Origin of the sequence: Bradyrhizobium sp. AZCC 1678 (genome assembly GCF_036924765.1) — a bacterium.
GTDB classification, from domain to species: domain Bacteria; phylum Pseudomonadota; class Alphaproteobacteria; order Rhizobiales; family Xanthobacteraceae; genus Bradyrhizobium; species Bradyrhizobium algeriense.
This window is the reverse complement of sequence record NZ_JAZHSE010000001.1, coordinates 786,427-805,874: the sequence shown is the minus strand read 5'-3', so window position 1 is coordinate 805,874 and position 19,448 is coordinate 786,427. Positions and strand designations below refer to the sequence as shown.

General features: G+C 63.3%; 14 protein-coding genes. 10 read left to right on the top strand and 4 right to left on the bottom strand.

The annotated features are described in order from the left end of the window. From V1294_RS03835 to V1294_RS03820, 4 genes are all read left to right on the top strand, one after another. Nucleotides 1–1,350 carry an RsmB/NOP family class I SAM-dependent RNA methyltransferase gene (locus V1294_RS03835; RefSeq protein ID WP_334495252.1) on the top strand — a complete coding sequence of 450 codons (1,350 nt, stop codon included), beginning with the start codon at nucleotides 1–3 and terminating at the stop codon, nucleotides 1,348–1,350. 162 nt (nucleotides 1,351–1,512) lie between these two features. After that, complete coding sequence (locus tag V1294_RS03830; protein WP_334495250.1) at nucleotides 1,513–3,228, top strand: heparinase II/III family protein; 1,716 nt, start codon at nucleotides 1,513–1,515, stop codon at nucleotides 3,226–3,228. Between the two features lie 111 nt (nucleotides 3,229–3,339). Beyond that, nucleotides 3,340–4,932 carry a bifunctional phosphoribosylaminoimidazolecarboxamide formyltransferase/IMP cyclohydrolase gene (gene purH / locus V1294_RS03825; protein ID WP_334495248.1) on the top strand — a complete coding sequence of 531 codons (1,593 nt, stop codon included), beginning with the start codon at nucleotides 3,340–3,342 and terminating at the stop codon, nucleotides 4,930–4,932. A gap of 326 nt (nucleotides 4,933–5,258) precedes the next feature. Further along, nucleotides 5,259–6,518, top strand: a complete 1,260-nt coding sequence (locus tag V1294_RS03820) for an IS110 family transposase (RefSeq protein ID WP_334494766.1) — start codon at nucleotides 5,259–5,261, stop codon at nucleotides 6,516–6,518. 196 nt (nucleotides 6,519–6,714) lie between these two features. Here V1294_RS03820 and V1294_RS03815 read toward each other — a convergent pair whose 3' ends face one another. Beyond that, the gene (locus V1294_RS03815) at nucleotides 6,715–8,106 is read right to left on the bottom strand and encodes an MFS transporter (RefSeq protein WP_334495246.1); all 1,392 of its coding nucleotides are present in this window, start codon (nucleotides 8,104–8,106) and stop codon (nucleotides 6,715–6,717) included. Nucleotides 8,107–8,234: 128 nt separating this feature from the next. Here V1294_RS03815 and ggt point away from each other — a divergent pair, with 128 nt between their 5' ends. The 5 genes from ggt (at nucleotide 8,235) to V1294_RS03790 (ending at nucleotide 14,026) form a co-directional block, all read left to right on the top strand. Then, complete coding sequence (ggt, locus tag V1294_RS03810) at nucleotides 8,235–9,977, top strand: gamma-glutamyltransferase (protein ID WP_334495244.1); 1,743 nt, start codon at nucleotides 8,235–8,237, stop codon at nucleotides 9,975–9,977. A gap of 60 nt (nucleotides 9,978–10,037) precedes the next feature. Next, complete coding sequence (locus tag V1294_RS03805) at nucleotides 10,038–10,934, top strand: SDR family oxidoreductase (RefSeq protein ID WP_334495243.1); 897 nt, start codon at nucleotides 10,038–10,040, stop codon at nucleotides 10,932–10,934. A 37-nt stretch (nucleotides 10,935–10,971) separates the two neighbouring features. Beyond that, nucleotides 10,972–12,378, top strand: coding sequence for a serine hydrolase domain-containing protein (locus V1294_RS03800; protein WP_334495241.1), 1,407 nt, complete (start codon nucleotides 10,972–10,974; stop codon nucleotides 12,376–12,378). Beyond that, nucleotides 12,291–13,688, top strand: a complete 1,398-nt coding sequence (locus tag V1294_RS03795; RefSeq protein WP_334494944.1) for an IS1380 family transposase — start codon at nucleotides 12,291–12,293, stop codon at nucleotides 13,686–13,688. Before V1294_RS03800 ends, V1294_RS03795 begins: the two co-directional genes overlap by 88 nt. Nucleotides 13,689–13,858: 170 nt before the next feature. Next, nucleotides 13,859–14,026 carry a hypothetical protein gene (locus V1294_RS03790; RefSeq protein ID WP_334495239.1) on the top strand — a complete coding sequence of 56 codons (168 nt, stop codon included), beginning with the start codon at nucleotides 13,859–13,861 and terminating at the stop codon, nucleotides 14,024–14,026. Between the two features lie 36 nt (nucleotides 14,027–14,062). Here V1294_RS03790 and V1294_RS03785 read toward each other — a convergent pair whose 3' ends face one another. The 3 genes from V1294_RS03785 to V1294_RS03775 all read right to left on the bottom strand — a co-directional run bounded on the left by V1294_RS03785 (nucleotide 14,063) and on the right by V1294_RS03775 (nucleotide 18,622). Then, nucleotides 14,063–15,658 (bottom strand): hypothetical protein, encoded by a 1,596-nt coding sequence (locus V1294_RS03785; RefSeq protein ID WP_334495238.1) that lies wholly within the window; start codon nucleotides 15,656–15,658, stop codon nucleotides 14,063–14,065. A 1-nt stretch (nucleotide 15,659) separates the two neighbouring features. After that, entirely contained in the window at nucleotides 15,660–17,672 is a 2,013-nt protein-coding gene (locus tag V1294_RS03780) for a hypothetical protein (protein WP_334495236.1), read from the bottom strand. Nucleotides 17,673–17,956: 284 nt separating this feature from the next. After that, complete coding sequence (locus tag V1294_RS03775; RefSeq protein WP_334495235.1) at nucleotides 17,957–18,622, bottom strand: glutathione S-transferase family protein; 666 nt, start codon at nucleotides 18,620–18,622, stop codon at nucleotides 17,957–17,959. A gap of 150 nt (nucleotides 18,623–18,772) precedes the next feature. Between V1294_RS03775 and V1294_RS03770 the strand changes: the two genes are divergently transcribed. After that, nucleotides 18,773–19,381, top strand: a complete 609-nt coding sequence (locus tag V1294_RS03770; protein ID WP_334495233.1) for a DUF2239 family protein — start codon at nucleotides 18,773–18,775, stop codon at nucleotides 19,379–19,381. Nucleotides 19,382–19,448: the final 67 nt, after the last annotated feature.

Sequence of the window (19,448 nt, the reverse complement as noted above, 5' to 3'; positions counted from 1 at the left end):
ATGCCACCTTCCCGATTCGCAGTACCTGCCGAAGTGCCCGGTCTCGCGGCGCGCCGGATCGCGGCTGACATACTCGACGGCGTACTGCACAAGCACCGCACCCTCGACGACCAGCTCGACGGCGCCGGCGCGCATCCCGGCCTGAAGACGCTGGCCGATCGCGACCGCGCCCTGATGCGGCGGCTGGTAGCGACGATCCTGCGGCGGCTCGGCACGCTCGGCCATTTGCTTTCGCGCCTGCTCGATCGCGGCATCCCGACGGATGCGCCGCGCGCGCAAAGCGCGCTGCTGATCGGTGCTGCACAAATTCTTTGGATGGATGTCCCCGATCATGCCGCCGTCGATCTCTCGGTGCGACTAGTGCAATCGGACCGACGCGCCGCGAAATATGCCGGCCTCGTCAACGCGGTGCTGCGCCGCTGCGCCCGCGAGGGGCAACCGCTGATCGACGAAGTCAAATCGCAGAATCTCGACATTCCGCCGTGGCTGCTGGCGCGCTGGATCGGCGCCTATGGCGAGACCACGGCGCGGCAGATGGCGCTCGCCATCGGCTATGAGCCGTCGCTCGACATCACGGTGAAATCAGACGCGGCGCAATGGGCGAGCCGCCTGCACGGTGAGACGTTGCCGACCGGCACCGTGCGCACCTTGCTGCAGGGTTCGGTGACCATGCTGCCCGGCTTCACCGAGGGGCAGTGGTGGGTGCAGGATGCCGCCGCCGCGCTGCCGGCACGGTTGTTCGGCGACGTCGGCGGCAAGACCATTGTCGACCTCTGCGCCGCGCCCGGCGGTAAAACCGCGCAACTGGCGCAAGCCGGCGCGCGCGTCACCGCGGTCGACCGCTCGCCGGCGCGCATGGCGCGGCTGCGCGACAATCTGGCGCGGCTTTCGCTGCAGGCCGACGACGTCGTGACCGATGGTGCCGAGTGGCCCGGTGGCGGCCACGGCGGCTTCGACGGCGTGCTGGTGGACGCGCCCTGCACCTCCACCGGCACCATCCGGCGTCACCCCGACGTGGCCTGGCTGCGTCAGGAAGCCGACATTGCCGCATTGACGGCTTTGCAGAAGCGATTGCTGCAAAGGGCGGTCACCCTGCTCAAGCCGGGCGGAACGCTGGTCTATTGCACCTGTTCGCTGGAGCCGGAGGAAGGTGAACAGGCGATCGCGTCCCTTTTGGCCGCCGAATCCGGCGTGCGCCGGGCCCCGGTCGAGGCGGGCGAGGTCGCGGGGCTGAGCGAAATCGTGACCGCAAACGGCGATTTACGGACCCTGCCCTGCCATTTGCCCCATGCCGACCCCCGGCTCGGCGGGTTCGATGGATTTTACGCGGCGCGCCTGGTCAAATCCTGATTTTAAGCTGGAATTTCCTCGCCCTTCGGGGTGATTCGCCGGTTTTCAAGATGGTGTCATCCCGGCGTTTCCGGATTAAAAGGATTCGCCAGAATACCCCTCCCTCCCTAACCAAGGCACGGCGTGTCGGTCGCTCAACGCAGACGCATCTCGACGCTTATCATGAGCCGCTCGGCGCGGACCGTGATCGCGCGTGCGACCGGCGCTACGGTGGCGATGTCGCGGCTGTGGCCCGGCCGCGCCGACCGGCTGACCATCGCGCCGCACGACCTGCGCACCGCCGACGCCACCCGCGCCGCCGAGATCTATGCCGGCCGCTTCGTGTTCGCCGGCAAGATCGTGACCTGCCATGGCCGCTCGATCTTCGATCTCGAACCGCCGTCGGAAGATTGGGAAGTGGCGCTACTCGGCTTCGGCTGGCTGCGCCATTTGCGCGCCGCCGATACCGCGCTGACCCGCGCCAATGCCCGCTCGCTGGTCGACGACTGGATCTCGAACCCGGGGCGCAAGCGGCCGCTCGAACGCCGCCCCGACGTACTGGCACGCCGCGTGATCTCGCTGTTGTCGCAGGCGCCGCTGGTGCTCGGCGACACCGACGGAAAATTCTATCGCAAATATCTGCGCGGGCTGACCCGCGAGATCCGCTATTTGCGCTACGCGATGCTCGACATCGCCGACGGCGTGCCGCGGCTGCAGGTGCTGATCGCGCTGTGCTACGCCTCGCTGTGCCTGGCCAATCAGGCGCGTCACATCCGTTCCGCCACGCGACGGCTTTCCGACGAATTGCAGCGGCAGATCCTGCCCGACGGCGGGCACATCTCGCGCAATCCCGGCGCGCTGGTCGAACTGCTGAGCGACTTGCTGCCGCTGCGGCAGACCTTTGCCGCCCGCAACATTGCGCCGCCGCCGGCGCTTTTGAATGCGATCGACCGCATGATGCCGATGCTGCGCTTCTTCCGTCACGGCGACGGCAGCTTTGCGCTGTTCAACGGCATGAGCAACGCGCCTTCGGATCTGGTGGCCACCCTGCTCGCCTATGACGACACCCACGGCGTACCGATGGCGAACATGCCGTATACCGGCTTCCAGCGCCTCGATGCCGGCGCGACGACCGTGATCGTGGACACCGGCCCGCCGCCGTCGCCGAATGTCAGCCAGGAAGCGCATGCCGGTTGCCTCGCGTTCGAATTGTCTTCCGGACCGAGCCGGATCGTCGTCAATTGCGGCATGCCCTCGACCGGCCGAGACAATTGGCGCAGCTTTGCGCGCAGCACCGCGGCGCATTCGACCCTGACCTATCACGATACGTCCTCGTGCCAGTTCATCGAACTGTCGGCGATGAAGCGCCTGCTGCAGGGCGCGCCCGTCGTCAGCGGCCCGGCCAATGTGGAAAGCTACCGCGAGGCGATGGCCGACGGCGATCTGCTGACCACGTCCCATGACGGGTATCTTGCAAAATTCGGCGTCGTGCACCGCCGCGTGCTGATGATCTCTCAGGACGGCGGCAGGCTCGACGGCGAGGATACCATCTCGCCGGCGCCGGGGACGCGCATCAAGGGCGCCGAGACCGATTTTGCCCTGCGGTTTCACCTGCATCCCGCGGTGAAGGCAAGCCGCCTCAGCGATGCGCGCGGCGTCATGCTGGTATTGCCCAACCGCGACGTCTGGACCTTCGAGGCGCTCGACGACAAGGTCGACATCGAGGACAGCGTGTTTCTGGCCGGCAATGACGGCCCCCGCCGCACCGCCCAGATCGTGATCCGCCAGGATTCCCGCCACGCTTCCTCGGTCCGCTGGAGTTTTGTCCGCTCGGCGACGACGGCAGCCGGAACGAACGCCCGCCGCAATGCGCGGCGCGAGCCGGAACTGCCACTCTAAGGCCGCTGTCGGCCGTGAGATTTCCACCCGTGGATTTGGCGGGTTTTTTGCCCGGTTTCACGACCGGCAAAACCATGCTACCGGGCTGGCTTACCAGCCAGGAACCTCTCCATGACCGACCATCCGCGCCGTGTAACCCGCGCCCTGTTGTCCGTTTCCGACAAGACCGGCCTGATCGAATTTGCCAAGGCGCTTGCAGAACATGGCGTCGAGCTCGTCTCCACCGGCGGCACCGCGAAGGCGATCGCGGCGGCCGGACTGCAGGTCAAGGACGTCTCGGAGCTGACGGGCTTCCCCGAAATGATGGACGGCCGGGTCAAGACCCTGCATCCCAAGGTGCATGGCGGCCTGCTCGCGATCCGCGACAACAAGGAACATGCCGATGCGATGAAGGCGCATGGCATCGCGCCGATCGACCTGCTGGTGGTCAACCTCTACCCGTTCGAGGAAACCGTCGACAAAGGCGCTGCTTTCGAAGACTGCATCGAGAACATCGATATCGGCGGTCCCGCGATGATCCGCGCAGCCGCAAAGAACCACGACGACGTCGCCGTCGTCGTCGAGGCGCAGGATTACCAGGCCGTGCTCGACGAACTCGCCGCCAACCAGGGTGCAACGACGCTCGCGCTGCGCCGCCGCCTCGCCGCAAAGGCCTATGCGCGCACCGCAGCCTATGACGCCGCGATCTCGAACTGGTTTGCGCTCCAGCTCAAGAACGACGCGCCGGATTTCCGCGCGTTCGGCGGCCGGCTGATCCAGTCCCTGCGTTACGGCGAGAACCCGCACCAGACGGCCGCGTTCTATCGCACGCCCGACAAGCGGCCCGGCGTCGCCACCGCGCGGCAATTGCAGGGCAAGGAGTTGTCCTACAACAACATCAACGATACCGATGCGGCCTATGAATGCATCGGCGAATTTGATCCGAAGCGCACCGCAGCCTGCGTCATCGTCAAGCATGCTAACCCTTGCGGCGTTGCCGAAGGTCCCGATCTGGTCAGCGCCTATCGCAAGGCGTTTGCCTGCGATACGCAATCGCCCTATGGCGGCATCATCGCCGTCAATCGGACGCTCGACGCCGAAGCCGCCCGCGTCATCACGGAAATCCTGACCGAAGTGATCATCGCGCCCGACGCGACGGAAGAAGCCATCGCGATCATCGCGAAGCGGAAGAACCTCCGGCTCCTCCTCGCCGGCAGCCTGCCCGATCCGCGCGCGATGGGCTTGACCGCGAAAACCGTTGCCGGCGGCCTGCTGGTGCAGAGCCGTGACAACGCTGTCGTCGACGACCTCACGCTGAAGACGGTGACCAAACGCGCGCCGACCGAGGCCGAGCTGCGCGATCTCAAATTCGCGTTCCGCGTCGCCAAGCACGTCAAGTCCAACACCATCATCTACGCCAAGGACCTCGCCACCGTCGGCATCGGCGCCGGCCAGATGAGCCGGGTCGATTCCGCGCGCATCGCCGCCCGCAAGGCGCAGGATGCCGCGGCCGATGCAAAACTCGCCGAGCCGCTCACCAAAGGCTCGGTCGTCGCTTCCGATGCGTTCTTCCCGTTCGCCGATGGCATGCTGGCCTGCATCGAAGCCGGCGCCACCGCCGTGATCCAGCCCGGCGGCTCGATCCGCGATGACGAAGTCATCAAGGCCGCCGACGAGCACGGCATCGCCATGGTGTTCACGGGCGTGCGGCATTTCAGGCATTGAGCGACGATGCCGTAGGGTGGGCAAAGGAGCGAAGCGACGTGCCCACCATCTGCCACCGAGCACGCTGCGAGATGGTGGGCACGCTGCGCTCTGCCCACCCTGTACCCTTCTGGCGTTCGGCACCAGTCGTTGATGTAGACTGGCTGCACGGGCCGATCTGCCGGGAGCTGCCTGACCCACCCGTGCTATGAGCCACCTTCGTAGGACCTGCGCCCCGGTGGAGCGGCTGCGATCAATATCCACTAGGAGGTTTGCGCCAAGAGCGCCAGTACAGGGATCGATCGGGATCGCAGTGGGCCCGCTTTGAGAAGCGAGGAGGTCCAGTAATGGTTGAGGATGTGCGTTGGTTTGTCGGGATCGATTGGGCAACACAGAGCCACCGCGTTTGCCTGCTTGATAGCGAAGGAGGACGCATGGGCGAGCGGGAGTTCGCCCATGGCGGAGCCGGACTGACGGAACTGCGAGATTGGTTGCTGCAGAAGACCGGGGCTGCGCCGGGGCAGATCGCCGTCGCGATCGAGATGCCGCATGGTCCCGTGGTGGAGATGCTGCTCGAGCACGGGTTTGTGGTCTTTGCCATCAATCCCAAGCAGCTCGATCGTTTCCGCGATCGCTTCACAGTCGCAGGCGCCAAGGATGACAGCCGAGACGCCCTTGTCCTTGGAGACTCACTGCGTACCGATCGGAAAGCCTTCCGGCAGCTTGCGATCGACAATCCGGTGGTGATCGAGCTGCGCGAGTGGTCGCGCCTCGTGGACGAGTTGCAGCAGGAACGGACGCGTCTGGCCAATCGTCTGCGTCAGCAGCTGTGGCGCTACTATCCGCAGGCGACCGAACTAGCCGATGATGTCGGGGACGACTGGTTCCTGGCGCTGTGGCAAAAGGTGCCGACCCCCGCCGCCGCCGCGAAGGTAACGGAGAAGACGGTTGCGCGCATCCTCAAGGACCACCGCATCCGGCGTCTCGATGCCGCCACCGTGCTGCAGACCTTGCGCAAGACGGCCTTGTTCGTCGCCCCAGGCACGACGGAGGCCGCTTGCGTGCATATCCGCAGTCTCGCGGCGCGCATGCACCTGGTCAATCAGCAGATCAAGGAAGCCCACAACGCCCTGGACGGCCTCTGCGCCGGGCTCGCGGCACCGGACGAGGAGAGCCCGTCGGGGCAGAGCCGTGAGCAGTGTGACGTGGCAATCCTTCGCTCCTGGCCGGGAATCGGCAGGATTGTTCTCGCCACACTGCTCACCGAGGCAGCGCAGCCGCTGCAGGCCCGAGATTATCACGCCTTGCGTGCGCTGGCAGGGGTTGCTCCGGTGACGCGGCAAAGCGGCAAACAACGCTTCGTGATCCGCCGCCACGCCTGCAACAGGAGGCTGCAGACCGCCGTTCATCATTGGTCGCGCGTTGCCATCCAGCACGATGCTGCCGCGCGGCGCCGCTATGATGCCTTGCGGCAGCGCGGCCACGGCCATGCACGTGCGTTGCGTAGCGTGGGCGATCGCCTGCTCTCGGCTCTATGCTCGACCCTCAAGAGCCGGACCCTGTATGATGCCAACCGCGGGAGTTCGCAGATCTCCGTCAAACAGTAAGCCTCATTCCTTGGTTCGGCCGCTTGCGACCATTCCTTCGTCCCGACCTGCCGAACCCGACAGCGACGCGCGCAGACGCTGTCCAGGATGCCATCGGCACCGGCGTAGCCGGCGCGGAGCGTCCTGGACGGCGGCGAGCACGGCGCTACGCTCGTCATTCAAGGACGCCCAGCTCCTTGACGAAAGCTAGGAGGTCCTACGAGTTCTCCCTCACCTGCGTCAGCAGAGCCAGGCCTGCAAGGAAAAACACCACCAGCAGCGCCATGCCGGCCTTCTGGCTCGCGGTGACTGCCGTGATCACACCGATCAGCAGCGGGCCGATGAACGACGTCACCTTGCCGGTGAGCGCAAACAATCCGAAATACTGCGCGATGCGATCCTTTGGCGCGAGGCGTATCAGAAGCGTGCGCGACGCCGCCTGAAGCGGACCGCCGGCGGCGCCGATCAGGCATCCGAGCACGAGATAAGCGCGCTCGGCGGCGCCCGAGAACAGCGCGCCGCCTGGTGCGGGTGGCGCGACCTTCACGAACAGGATCGAATCCTTGTCGACCAGCAAAATCGCAGCCAACGCAAACAGCAGGATCAGCAGGCTGCCGGCAATGACGCGCTTGGGTCCGAATTTGTCGTCGAGCTTGCCGCCGAACCACGCCCCGAACGTGCCGGCGATGGCCAGCAGAATTCCAAAACTTCCAATCTGGATCGTATGCCAGCCAAAAGTGCCGGCGGCGTAGATGCCGCCGAACGCAAACAATGACACCAGTCCGTCGGTATAGATCATGTTGGCGAGCAAAAATGTCGCCACCGATTTCTGCTTCGGCAATTCGCCGAGCGTCCGCTTCAGCCCGCTCAGTCCTGCGCGCAACGCCTCGCGGATCGGAAGCTTTGCCGGGTAATCCGGCGTTAACAGGAACATTGGGATCACGAAAATGACGAACCAGATGCCGGTCAAAGGGCCGGTGATCCGATCGCCCTGGTGGCTGACCGGGTCGAGGCCGAACAGCGGCGCCAGGCCGAAAAGCGAGCGCCCCGTTTCGGGGTTCGCAGCCAGAAAGCCGAGCACCAGGATCAGGCTGAGGATGCCGCCGACATAGCCGGTGGCCCACCCGGTGCCGGACAATCGCCCGATTCGATCCGGCGGCACCAGCGTCGGCATCATCGCGTTGTTGAAGACGGTGGCGAATTCGACGCCGACGCTCGCGATCGCATAGGCGAGCAACAGCGCCGGGATGACACTGGGGTCACCAGGCTTTCCGAACCACATCAGCGAGGCGCCGATTACCAGCAGCGAACCGAAGCCGGCGATCCACGGCTTGCGGCGTCCGCTGGCATCGGCGATCGCGCCCAGCACCGGCGACAACAACGCGATCATCAGGCCGGCGGCCGCGGTGGCAAATCCCCACAGCGCCTGCCCCTGCGCCGGGTCCGGCGCAACAAAACCCGCGAAATAAGGCGCAAATACAAAAGTGGTGATCAGCGTGAAATAAGGCTGCGCGGCCCAATCGAAGAATATCCAGCTGATGACGGCGGCGCGGCGCGGATATTCCCGCGGTATCTCGGCGCCGGCTGCCTCGGAAGCGATCACCGTCATGTGAGAAATTTCCTTCAAAAGTCTCGCTAGCCGTTTTGCCCGTTGAATGCGAACCCATATAGCATGCGTCACCGGCGCTGGGGGCTGTTGCCAAGCGTCACACAGGCTCCAACTGCGGCGGATTTTCGATGGCGGTCTTTTCAATCCGGTGGCGCCGAGTAGCTGCCACATTCGTACTTGCGTTTGCCTTCGGGGCGACAGCCTTTGCCCAGGAACGCCGCTCTTACGCGCCTCCCGATCTCTCCACCGTTCGCGCCATCACGGTCGAGCATGGTCTGGTGGTGGCGCAGGAAAGGCTCGCCGCGCAAGTCGGCGCCGACATCCTCAAGCAAGGCGGCAACGCGGTCGATGCCGCGGTCGCCACCGGCTTTGCGCTTGCCGTCACCTATCCGCGCGCCGGAAACATCGGCGGCGGCGGCTTTATGGTGATTCATTCTGCCGGGCGCAACGAAGATGTTGCCATCGATTATCGCGAGACTGCACCATCAGCGATTACGCGCGATATTTTTCTGGGACCGGACGGCAAACCCGATGCCGACAAGTCGCGCAATTCCGCGCTTGGTATCGGCGTGCCCGGCACGGTAGCCGGGCTGGCAGTGGCGCTGGAGAAATACGGCTCCGGCCGTTTCACACTCGCGCAAATCCTCACACCCGCCATCGAACTGGCGCGCGACGGTTTTGTGGTCGCCGACGATATGGCCGACACGCTGTCAGATATGTACCGCCGAATGGGGCGCTGGCCGAATTCAGCGAAGGCGTTCTCCCGCAGCGACGGCACGCGGCTGCAAGAGGGCGACCGGTTGATCCAGTCCGATCTCGCGGCAACGCTGTCGGCGATTGCCGAACAGGGGCCGCGCGGATTTTATGAGGGGCCGGTCGCCGAACGGCTGGCAAAGGCCGTCCGCGACGGCGGCGGTCTCATGACGGTGGACGATCTCAAATCCTATCAGGCTGTCATCCGCAGCCCGGTGCGCGGCAACTACCGCGGCTACGACGTCGTATCGATGCCGCTGCCCTCCTCCGGCGGCACGGTATTGCTGCAATCGCTGAACATTCTCGAAGGATTTGCGATGGCCGACATGAAGCAGGGCTCCGCGGCTTCGCTGCACGTCATGATCGAAGCCATGAAGCGCGCCTACGCCGATCGTGCGCGCTATCTCGGCGATCCCGCCTTCGTCAACGCACCGGTCAATGTGCTGATCACCAAGGATTACGCGGCCCGGCAACGCGCCGGCATTGACCTTGCGCGCGCAACGCCGGCGGCCTTTGTGCTGGCGGTGAGCCCGCGCGAGGGCAGCAACACCACGCATTACTCTGTGGTCGATTCCAGCGGCAACGCGGTCAGCAACACCTACACGCTGAATTTTCCCTATGGTGTTGGCCTGGTCGCCGAGGGTACCGGCGTGCTGCTCAACAATGAGCTCGACGATTTCACCGCAGCACCCGGCGCGGCGAACGCGTTTGGCCTGGTCGGTTTCGAAGCCAATCTGCCCGGCCCGGGAAAGCGGCCATTATCGTCGATGTCGCCGACCATCGTGCTGAAGGACGGCAAGCCGGTGCTGGTCACGGGCTCGCCGGGCGGCAGCCGTATCATATCGGCGGTGCTGCAGGTCGTGATCGACGTGCTCGACTACAAGATGGATGTCGCCGCCGCGGTGGCGGCCCCGCGGGTCCATCACCAATGGATGCCCGACGAAGTGCGTGTGGAACGCGGCTTTTCCGACGAGGTGTTGGTCGAGTTGAGGGCGAAAGGCCACAAGGTGATCGAGCCGCTCGGCCAGACCTCGGTCAATTCGATCGCCGTCACGCCGCACGGCCTGCTCGGCGCCCCCGATCCGCGCACAAGGGGCGCGGCGGCGGTGGGCCAATGAGGACGTGCACTTGTGAGGGACGCGCCGTAGTATGCGTCCCCTCTCACAGGAGAGTTTCAGATGACATCCCTCAAAGGCAAGACGCTGTTCGTATCCGGCGCCAGCCGCGGCATCGGACTGGCCATTGCGTTGCGCGCCGCGCGTGACGGCGCCAATGTCGCGATTGCGGCGAAGACCGCGGAGCCGCATCCGAAACTGAAGGGCACCATCTACACCGCGGCGGAGGAAATTCGCGCCGCCGGCGGCAAGGCGCTGCCGGTGCTGTGCGATATCCGCGACGAGGCGCAGGTGATCGCGGCGATCGAGCAGACCGTCGCCCAATTCGGCGGCATCGATATCTGCGTCAACAACGCCAGCGCCATCAGCCTGACCAACTCGCAAGCAACCGACATGAAGCGGTTCGACCTGATGATGGGCATTAACACCCGGGGCACCTTCATGGTGTCGAAATATTGCATCCCGCATCTGAAGAAGGCGGCCAATCCACACATCTTGATGCTGTCGCCGCCGCTCGACATGAAGGCAAAATGGTTCGAGCATTCCACCGCCTACACGATGGCGAAGTTCGGCATGAGCATGTGCGTGCTGGGGCTGTCAGGCGAATTGAGATCCGCTGGTGTGGCGGTCAACGCGCTGTGGCCGCGCACCACCATCGCGACCGCCGCGGTCGGCAACCTGCTCGGCGGCGAGGCCATGATGCGCGCCAGCCGCACGCCCGAGATCATGGGCGATGCCGCGCACGCCATTCTGACAAGACCGGCGCGGGAATTCACCGGGCAGTTCTGCATCGACGACAAGGTGCTGTATGCTTCCGGCGTCAGGGACTTCGAGCACTACCGTGTCGATCGCTCGGTGCCGCTGATGTCGGATTTCTTCGTGCCAGATGACGACGTGCCGCCACCCGGCGTCACCGTGCAGGCGCTGCCCTCGGTGGGTGCGGCGCAGACGTCGCGATAGAAACGAAAGCGGCCGCCGCGCAACGCCGGAGAACTGCGTGACTTCGTGGAAGTGGATCCTCGTCGCCACCGTCGCCGTCGTGTTGGCTGCGCTCACCGGGCTTGGCGTGCACTTCCGGCCCGACCGCACTGTTCGCCTCGCCACGGGCTCCGTCGCGCACATGGTTTGCACGAAGGCCTTCGTTTCCGGCCTCGATCCGCAGGCCGTATTCGCCGAAACGATGGATCGGCCGGGCTTCCGCCGCTTGCGTCATGTCATGAAGTTCGAGGTCGATCGCAAGGCGAGAGCCGTCGAGGCCTCGACGCTGGGCCTGTTCAGGGGCCGCGCATCATTCCATGACGGGCTCGGCTGCGTCGAGCAGCACGGCGCGAAAGAGCCGTATCTGCTGAAGAACGATGTCGAGACGCTGAGGGTGTCGAAGACACCGCCGCTCTTGCCGGAGATTGCCGGGCCCGCCGTAGTCGAACCGACCGATCCCGCGCTGAAGGCCGCGCTCGACCATGCTTTCGAAGAACCTGCCACGCCCCCGTTCCGGCGAACCAAGGCCGTCGTGGTGGTGCTTGACGGCAAGGTGATTGCCGAGCGTTATGCGCCCGGCATCGGTGTGGAGACGCCGCTGTTCGGCTTTTCCATGACCAAATCGGTAATCAACGCGTTGATCGGCGTATTGACGCAGCAGGGCCTGGTCACGCCGTCGATGCCCGCACCGATCCCGGAATGGCGTGCCACTGAGGATCCACGCCGCGAGATTGAGGTCGAGCATCTCATGCGCATGACCTCGGGCCTCGATCTCGACGAGACCAATTCCGGCTTCGACCGATCAGGCCGGATGTTTCTGGAAGACGATACTTCTGCTTATGCCGTCAATACTGGGCTGATCGCGCCGATCGGCACGCGATTTCACTATTCCAGCGCCACCACGCAGATCCTGGCGCGCATCATCAGGGATGCCGCCGGGGGGCCTGAGCAGACGCTCGCCTTTGCCTGGCGCGAATTGTTCAATCCGCTCGGCATGCGCAACGTCACACTCGAGTTCGACGGCGCCGGCACGTTGCAGGGTGCGAACTACATGCTCGCCAGCGCGCGCGACTGGGCGAAATTCGGCCTGCTCTATCTGAATGACGGCGTGGTCGGAGGAAAGCGGATCCTGCACGAGGACTGGGTGGATTTCTGCGCCGCAGCGACATTGAACAGCGATTACGCCGCGGGATTCTACACCAACCGCAGCGATCACCCCGACGCCAAGGGCCGCGTCCATCTAGCCCGCATTTCTCACAGTGTTGAGGCGCATCGGGGCGCGAATCAGCGAAAGTTCTTTTGCGAGAAGGACTTTGGGATGATTCAAGGAACGCCCCGATGCCGACAGAGTGTAGCGCAGAACAGTTTGATTTTGGAAGGGTGGAAGGCCGTGTTGTGGAAGCGGCCTTTGATGGCGGCCTTGTGACGTCGGATGCCGGCGCGCTGCTTCTGGGCGCGACCGACCGGGCGATCGATTTGGTGGGTCGCTTTGCGGATTGCTTTCGCGATCATCGCCGTCAGGACTTGATCGAGCATGCGGTCGGCACGTTGATCGGGCAGCGGGTCTTTGGCATCGCGCTCGGCTATGAAGATCTCAACGACCACGACGAGCTGCGGCACGATCCGCTGATGGCGGTGCTTTCGGGCAAGCTTGCAGCCCGGCGCGGGGACTGCGCACCGGTGGCCGGCAAGTCGACGCTGAACCGGCTGGAGTTGAGCCGAAACGAACCTTCGCGCTATCACAAGATCGCCTATGACGCGGCGGCGATCGAAGCGTTGCCGGTGACGCTGTTCCTGGAGGCGTACCAGCGGCCGCCGGAGCAGATCATCCTCGATCTCGACGCCACCGACGATCCGCTGCACGGACATCAGGAGGGGCGCTTCTTCCACGGCTATTACGACTGCTACTGCTATCTGCCGCTATACGTGTTTTGCGGCCGGCATTTGTTGGCGGCCAAGCTGCGCCCCTCCGACATCGACGCCAGCGCGGGCAGCGTCGCGGAGGTCGAGCGGATTGTCCGGCAAATCCGCGCCCGCTGGCCGTTCGCGCGTATCCTGCTGCGAGCCGACAGTGGCTTTGCGCGCGAGGCGCTGATGGCGTGGTGCGAGCAGAACCGCGTGGATTACCTGTTCGGGCTCGCCCGCAACACGCGCCTGGTCGCCATGATCGAGGAGGAGCTTGCCACGGCCAGGGCCGCGGCCGAGAAGACCGGCCGCCCGGCGCGCCGCTTCAAGGACTTCCAGTGGAGCACGCTCGATAGCTGGAGCCGAAGCCGCCGCGTCGTCGCCAAGGCGGAGTGGACGCACGGCGAGGCCAATCCGCGCTTCGTCGTCACTTCGCTCAGGCGCAGCGAGACGGGAGCGCGGGCGCTCTATGAGGACATCTATTGCGCGCGCGGTGACATGGAGAACCGCATCAAGGAATGCCAGCTCGACCTCTACGCCGACCGCACTTCGGCCCAGACCATGCGCGCCAACCAACTGCGGCTGTGGTTCGCCGCGATGGCCTATGTGCTGATCTGCGCCCTGCGGCGCATCGGCCTTGCTGAAACCACCTTTGCGGACGCCACCTGCGGCACCATCAGGCTTAAGCTCTTGAAGATCGGCGCGCTGGTTCGCATCTCCTGCCGCCGCATCAGGATCGCCATGGCCTCGGCCTGCCCTGCCGCCGAAGAATGGGGGCACGCGGCTCGCCGCCTGGCCGAAGCCGCCAAGGCCCGCGCCTCGCCGGCCTGACACGCGAAGCCGCGACGCGCCCAATCCGCGGTATCACCAACAAGGTCCAACGCACACTCAAAACCAAATCGCCGCCAGCGCTTTCGGCGCCACGGTCCTCGTCGCCTTCGCGCCGATCCACCAATACCCGTCGCAAATCAAATTGGCCCTGTGAGAAATGCAGGCTAGGCATGCCCAGCGATTCGTTTTTCGCGTCCGGCATTCTCGGCCAGCGCATCGTGATCATGCCGTCGCAGCGCCTCGTAGTGGTGCGGCTCGGCGACAGCGTCGATCCGACCGGCGACATACGCGGCGTTGCCCGGCTGGTGAAGGAAGTCATCGCGGCGGTGCAGCCGTGATTCGATATTGCGGGCGATGGAGGAGATCAGCCCTTCTTAGCCGGGCTCGATATGGTAGTCGAAGTACAATGCTCCGCCAGTTGATCGCTTTTGAAACGCCGCCCACGGGCGCTTACTGGTTCCGTCAAGCGGCACCATCTTCGTAAAATCGGTATCGGTTTGAAAGACTCGGCCTGAACACTTGTCCAGCAGCGCCTCCCTGATCGATTTCAGCGGATGGTCCCAGCCTACAGTCGGCTGGGTAGCCCAAGCTCTCACAGCAGTTATCATGGCGGTAAACTCACTCGAGTGGTCGCCGCGTCCCAGCCAGCTCAAGTTTGGAGTGGCCGAAGATGCGTCTCCGCTCAGCGTCGCATTGTGACTTCCGTGATGACCGGTCTTGTAAAGTACCGTTCGGCTGAGAAGATCGCGTACCTCGACCGTTTCGTTGCCATCCTTGAATGATCCGTCGGCCCATGACGCCCAGTTTCCACGTTGTGCATCGGCCGCGAATAGCAGAACCTTGCCGCCCTTTCCCAGTTCGAACGCCAGGACAAGACTCGCATTGTTGGTGTCATTGCCCATAGCAAGGGCAAGGGTCTCCGCCGATTGCAGCCAGTCATGGTCAATCCTGCGAAAATCCGCATTTGCCGGAACTTCATCCTGCTCGGGATTAAAATGGTTCGACGCCGTTCTTTTGAGACCGTAGTTCTTGTCGAACCAGGACTGCAACTCCAGCTCTTTCGAAAGCTTATCGATCGAAACCGCGTGGCGAGCTGAGAACGGTCCCGCCACGACGGAGCCGGGGGCCGCATTGACCGCAGCGCCGAACGACGCCAATGATGCAGCCATGTGTCGGCCTTGCTGCGGAAAACCTTCACCATCATGAGGGTCGAGATCCTTGAGTGCGGTTTCGTCGTAGGGTGGTCCCAGCGCGAACACCCGCACCGATTCCGCCCCCGGCAATTTAATGATCTCTTTGTGAGGATAGAGGCACTTTACTTCGGATTGCGATAAATCGCGGAAAAGCTTCATCGCGTCCTTGTTGGTCCACGAGCCGGCCGCCGAGAAAGCGTTTGGGATACCATAGCCTGCGGGCTGCTCGCCGCCAACTGCCAGGGCGATGTACTCGTTCATCTTAAGTGCGAGCGACGGGTTGGTTGCAGCAAGCCTGATGCTGGCGGCAACCAACGTCTTGAGGCGATCACCATAATTTTTTCGCAGACGTTTCGCCAGCTTGTCGTCCTCGCTTTCGGTCCACGCGAACCAGGTCTGGCCAATCGTAAAGCCGTCAAACCTCGACTTTGTGATCGCATTGACGTGGTCTTGATGCTCATGGGTAATAACCGCAACATCGATATGGCCACCAGTGACAGCCTTGATATCTGCGACAACTTTATCGGGCGTGGTGACATCGTTGATGAACTTGGGAGAACCGGGCTTGTATCCGCAATCGATCAGCACAAAGATCGGTTTTTCTTTGCCGCTGAAGGCCAGCAAAAAGCAGTCGCCATGACCAATCCGGTACATTCTAATCGCCACGCCTCCTTTGGGAGGCGTCAAGTTTACTTCCGGCCTGTTGTTTGTCGCTGTTTTCTTGGTTGACCGTTTCGGGGATTTTTTTCCAGCAGTCTTCTTTGATTGACGGGCCATGTCAGCCTCCGTGCCTGTGCAGGATGGCAAAAGGCTCTTTTGAACGCAGCACGCTCACGGCCGGCGAGTAAGCATTGTTGGGCTCCAGTCCTCCATCCACCAAAAACCGCCGTTGCCGTTCGAGTTCGTTATTATCCGCGATCGTTCCGGCTGTCCTGATGACCCGCCGGACGGTCATGCTCGCGGGATCAATCAGCAAAGTGCAGCCGGCGCGGTATCGGAAGTCGCCTTCCTCATCCTTGGGAATGCTGCGGCGACTATCCATTTCCTTTTGTTTTTGAGGGTCGAAGTATCCGCGACGTCGCTGCGTTATCTCGACGACCAGAACATTTGCCGTCGCTCCCTTCGCGGTACGCCGAAGGGCAGTCCGGACCGAATGCACCTCCACCTGAGCAGGCCCTTCGGATGCTTCGACGGGGCGAAACACTGTGGCGGGAACAGGACCATCTCTATTATCAAGGATGATGCCGGCCGCCTTCGCAAACCTTTCGCCTTTGCCCTTGACCAGCCATGCCCACAGCACCCGGGCATTTTCGTCGATGCCCTGCCAAGTCTTGAAACGATCGCTGTCCAGGTGCCAGGGCTTGAGGTGGTCCTTGGGGGACCGGGCCTTCCTCCTTTTTCCAGGAGAGTCTGGCGCATCGGTCTCTTGGAGTTCTTCGAAGAGTGATTTCAATTCCGCGGGATCTATCGGGACGTCCTCGTCCTGCATCGCTTCCTCGCCTGTCGGCCACATCAAGCTTTCAATGGACATGCTCCGCATCCCACGCGGATGGATTCCCCATTGCCGAAAGCTTTCCACGAACGCCAGCCGATACCCGAATTCGTCGTCTGGATTCAGGTCGTAGTCAGCCGTAATGATGCCCCGCAGATAATCGCCGAATGTAATGTCGACCGGTGGGCAGTAGTCGATTGCCCGGATGCACATCTGCAGTATGTACGATGCGATTCGGGCCGCCTCTTCGGCGAGGCGTTTCGCCAGATCCGGATGAATATCACCCTCGCGCAACACGCCGGTGCCTTCTGTCGCGATTCTGAAGAGATCCAACGTGCGCGCCCGATAGACCTTCGAGAAGGCGCCGAATACCGCTGCCACGAGCACAGCTCCGCGATCGTGCGGTTCGGAGATTCTTTCTAGTGCGTTGGCATCGGGCGGTAGCGGCTCCCATTTGCCGGTTTTTTCATTCTTTCTGCCGAGCGCGTCACGCAACGCGCCCCCGCGACCTGCGGCGCGTCCGAATTGCTGAGCCAGTTGGGCGAGCATATTCTCATTGGCAAGATTGCCGCGGGTGCGGGATATCTGGTCGCGTAGCACTCCGGGATAAGCGAAATGCTGGAATAGTGCCACGATATCGGCAAATGCTTCGTGGAAGGCAAGCACGTCCACGTTGACGGGTTCGTTGAAGCGCGGATGCACTCCGTCGAGCAGCGCATGGGTCGTCTCATGCGCAATGATATCGTGTGAGAGGCACGTGAAGATCATGGTGCCCGGTGCGTTGAATTCGTCTTTGATCTCCACTGGAAAATAGCCGAACAACAACGCTTTCTTCTCGGGACTGTAGTAGGCGTTCCGGTCGCGCAGCGCATGCGGATATATGCGCAGTCTCCGGACGAAGTATTCGTCGTAGCCGCCGTCTGGATAGCGCTTGCGGTGGGCGGACCAGAGAGCGACCCTGCCAAGCGCGCGCTCGAAATGTCCGATGGTGGTCATCGCAACTGCGTAGACCATCTGTTGATGAAATTGGGGATTAGACTCGGAGGGCGCTAAGCCATCCTGTGCAAGCAGCTTGGGATCACTGAGATCGACGGGCCGGTACAAAACTCCGCTGGCGTGATCAACGTCGATAACATCGATGTACTCCCCGATCGGACCGCGCTGCAGTTCTTCCCACGGAACTTTGATCGTAATTTCTCCAATTCCGGCCATATCGTATTGGCTGGCCAGACCGGGATCGAATGAAAAAATTCTAATGCGTCTTGAAATTGGATCTGGAATGAAATTGGGCGCAGTCACTGGACCCCCCGCTATTTAGTTCCTTCGATTATGTCTTCAGACAGTCGCACCAGCCAGACGCGCTCTTCAACTGGTTGCGCATCACACAACTTGGAATAGCATATCTCCAGTTCAAACAATTTGGCCAGCATTCTTCGCAAGCAGTTCTAGGGCCATAACGACGCAGAATTGGCGAACGCTTCGGGGAACGCAGTCCGTTTAGATGACCAACCCGGTTCAACGTCGACGGTCATTGATCGCGCTCCTTCACCAGCGCGCCTCTGACGTAGCGCAATTCCAGGTGGTTACCGCCCGACCACATACGGCCCGCCCTTTTCCAGCGCGCGCGCATAGGCCGGCCGGGCGTGAATGCGTTCGAGAAACGCCATCGCCTTGGGATGACCCACCTCCAGCCCGCCACGTGCCGCGGCGGCTTCCAGCGGAAAGCTCATCTGGATGTCGGCGCCGGTGAATTCATTGCCGGCGAACCATTCGCTTTTTGCCAGCTCGCCCTCCCAGTAATCCATATGCTGCTTGAGCTGCGGATTGACCAGCGTGGTCAGCGCCGTGTTGGAGACCTTGCGCACCAGCGGCCGCAGCAAGGCCGGCGCGCGCTTCGGCATCAGTGTGAACAGCAGCTTCAGCAGCAGCGGCGACATCGCCGAGCCTTCGGCATAGTGCAGCCAATAGGTGTAGCGCAGCCGCTCCGGCGTGTTCGGCGGCGGGATCAGGCGGCCATTGCCATAGGTGCCGATGATGTATTCGCAGATCGCGCCGGACTCGGCGATGGTGTTGCCATTGTCGGTAATGACGGGCGATTTGCCGAGCGGATGAATGGCGCGCAGCTCCTTCGGCGCCCGCATGTCCGACTGGCGCTGATAGCGGACGATTTCGTAGGGAACACCGAGCTCTTCGAGCAGCCACAGCACGCGCTGCGAGCGGGAATTGTTGAGATGATGAACCGTCAGCATGGCGTTTCCCTTTAATTGGCCGCCGTTGGTGCCAGCCGGGGGACGGAAAGTCGAGACGGCCATTCGCGGCGCGATATATTTACCCGGATGATATTGACAGACAAAATTATCCGGGTAAATATTGACTACCGAAAATCCAGAGTTGCTCCAATGGCTGACAAGACCCGCCCCCATTTCACGGCCTTCATGGGCCCGCAACGCCTGGCGGCGGGTCCGCTCGCCGAGGTCGCCATAGCGGTCATGCAGGCGTCCCGCCGGCCCGCCGCGCCGCCGATCATCATATTCAGCGACGCGACCGGCTCCCCGATCGATCTCGATCTTCGCGGCACCGAACGCGAGATCATTGCCCGCTTGCCGCAACCCGCCGCGCCTGTGGATGCCGAAACCGAGGAGACGGCATCAGCGGAGCCGCGTGGGCGGGGACGGCCGAAGCTCGGCGTTGTCGCGCGCGAGGTGACGTTGTTGCCGCGCCATTGGGAGTGGCTCGGCACGCAGCCCGGCGGCGCGTCGGTGGCGTTGCGCAAGCTGGTGGAAGAAGCGCGCCGCGCCAATGGCGATGCGGATCGCGCCCGCGCGGCAAGGGATGCCGCCTATCGCTTCATGTCTGTCATGGCCGGCAATCTCGCAGGTTTCGAGGAAGCCTCGCGGGCGTTGTTCGCCGATGACCGGCGGCGATTCGTCGGTCTGGTCGCCGGCTGGCCCGACGATATCCGCGACCACGTCGTCAAGCTCGCCTTCAGCGATCGCGCCGAGCCATAGGCGCGCTTCGGGCTCTAGCCGAATTTCCAGGGCCTCTCATCCGCCACCGCTCCGGTGCGCGGCAACG

Coding starts and splice junctions, on each gene's coding strand:
- V1294_RS03835 (WP_334495252.1), top strand. CDS start 1: ATGCCACCTTCCCGATTCGCAGTACCTGCCGAAGTGCCCGGTCTCGCG.
- V1294_RS03830 (WP_334495250.1), top strand. CDS start 1,513: ATGAGCCGCTCGGCGCGGACCGTGATCGCGCGTGCGACCGGCGCTACG.
- purH (WP_334495248.1), top strand. CDS start 3,340: ATGACCGACCATCCGCGCCGTGTAACCCGCGCCCTGTTGTCCGTTTCC.
- V1294_RS03820 (WP_334494766.1), top strand. CDS start 5,259: ATGGTTGAGGATGTGCGTTGGTTTGTCGGGATCGATTGGGCAACACAG.
- V1294_RS03815 (WP_334495246.1), bottom strand. CDS start 8,106: ATGACGGTGATCGCTTCCGAGGCAGCCGGCGCCGAGATACCGCGGGAA.
- ggt (WP_334495244.1), top strand. CDS start 8,235: ATGGCGGTCTTTTCAATCCGGTGGCGCCGAGTAGCTGCCACATTCGTA.
- V1294_RS03805 (WP_334495243.1), top strand. CDS start 10,038: ATGACATCCCTCAAAGGCAAGACGCTGTTCGTATCCGGCGCCAGCCGC.
- V1294_RS03795 (WP_334494944.1), top strand. CDS start 12,291: ATGCCGACAGAGTGTAGCGCAGAACAGTTTGATTTTGGAAGGGTGGAA.
- V1294_RS03790 (WP_334495239.1), top strand. CDS start 13,859: ATGCCCAGCGATTCGTTTTTCGCGTCCGGCATTCTCGGCCAGCGCATC.
- V1294_RS03785 (WP_334495238.1), bottom strand. CDS start 15,658: ATGGCCCGTCAATCAAAGAAGACTGCTGGAAAAAAATCCCCGAAACGG.
- V1294_RS03775 (WP_334495235.1), bottom strand. CDS start 18,622: ATGCTGACGGTTCATCATCTCAACAATTCCCGCTCGCAGCGCGTGCTG.
- V1294_RS03770 (WP_334495233.1), top strand. CDS start 18,773: ATGGCTGACAAGACCCGCCCCCATTTCACGGCCTTCATGGGCCCGCAA.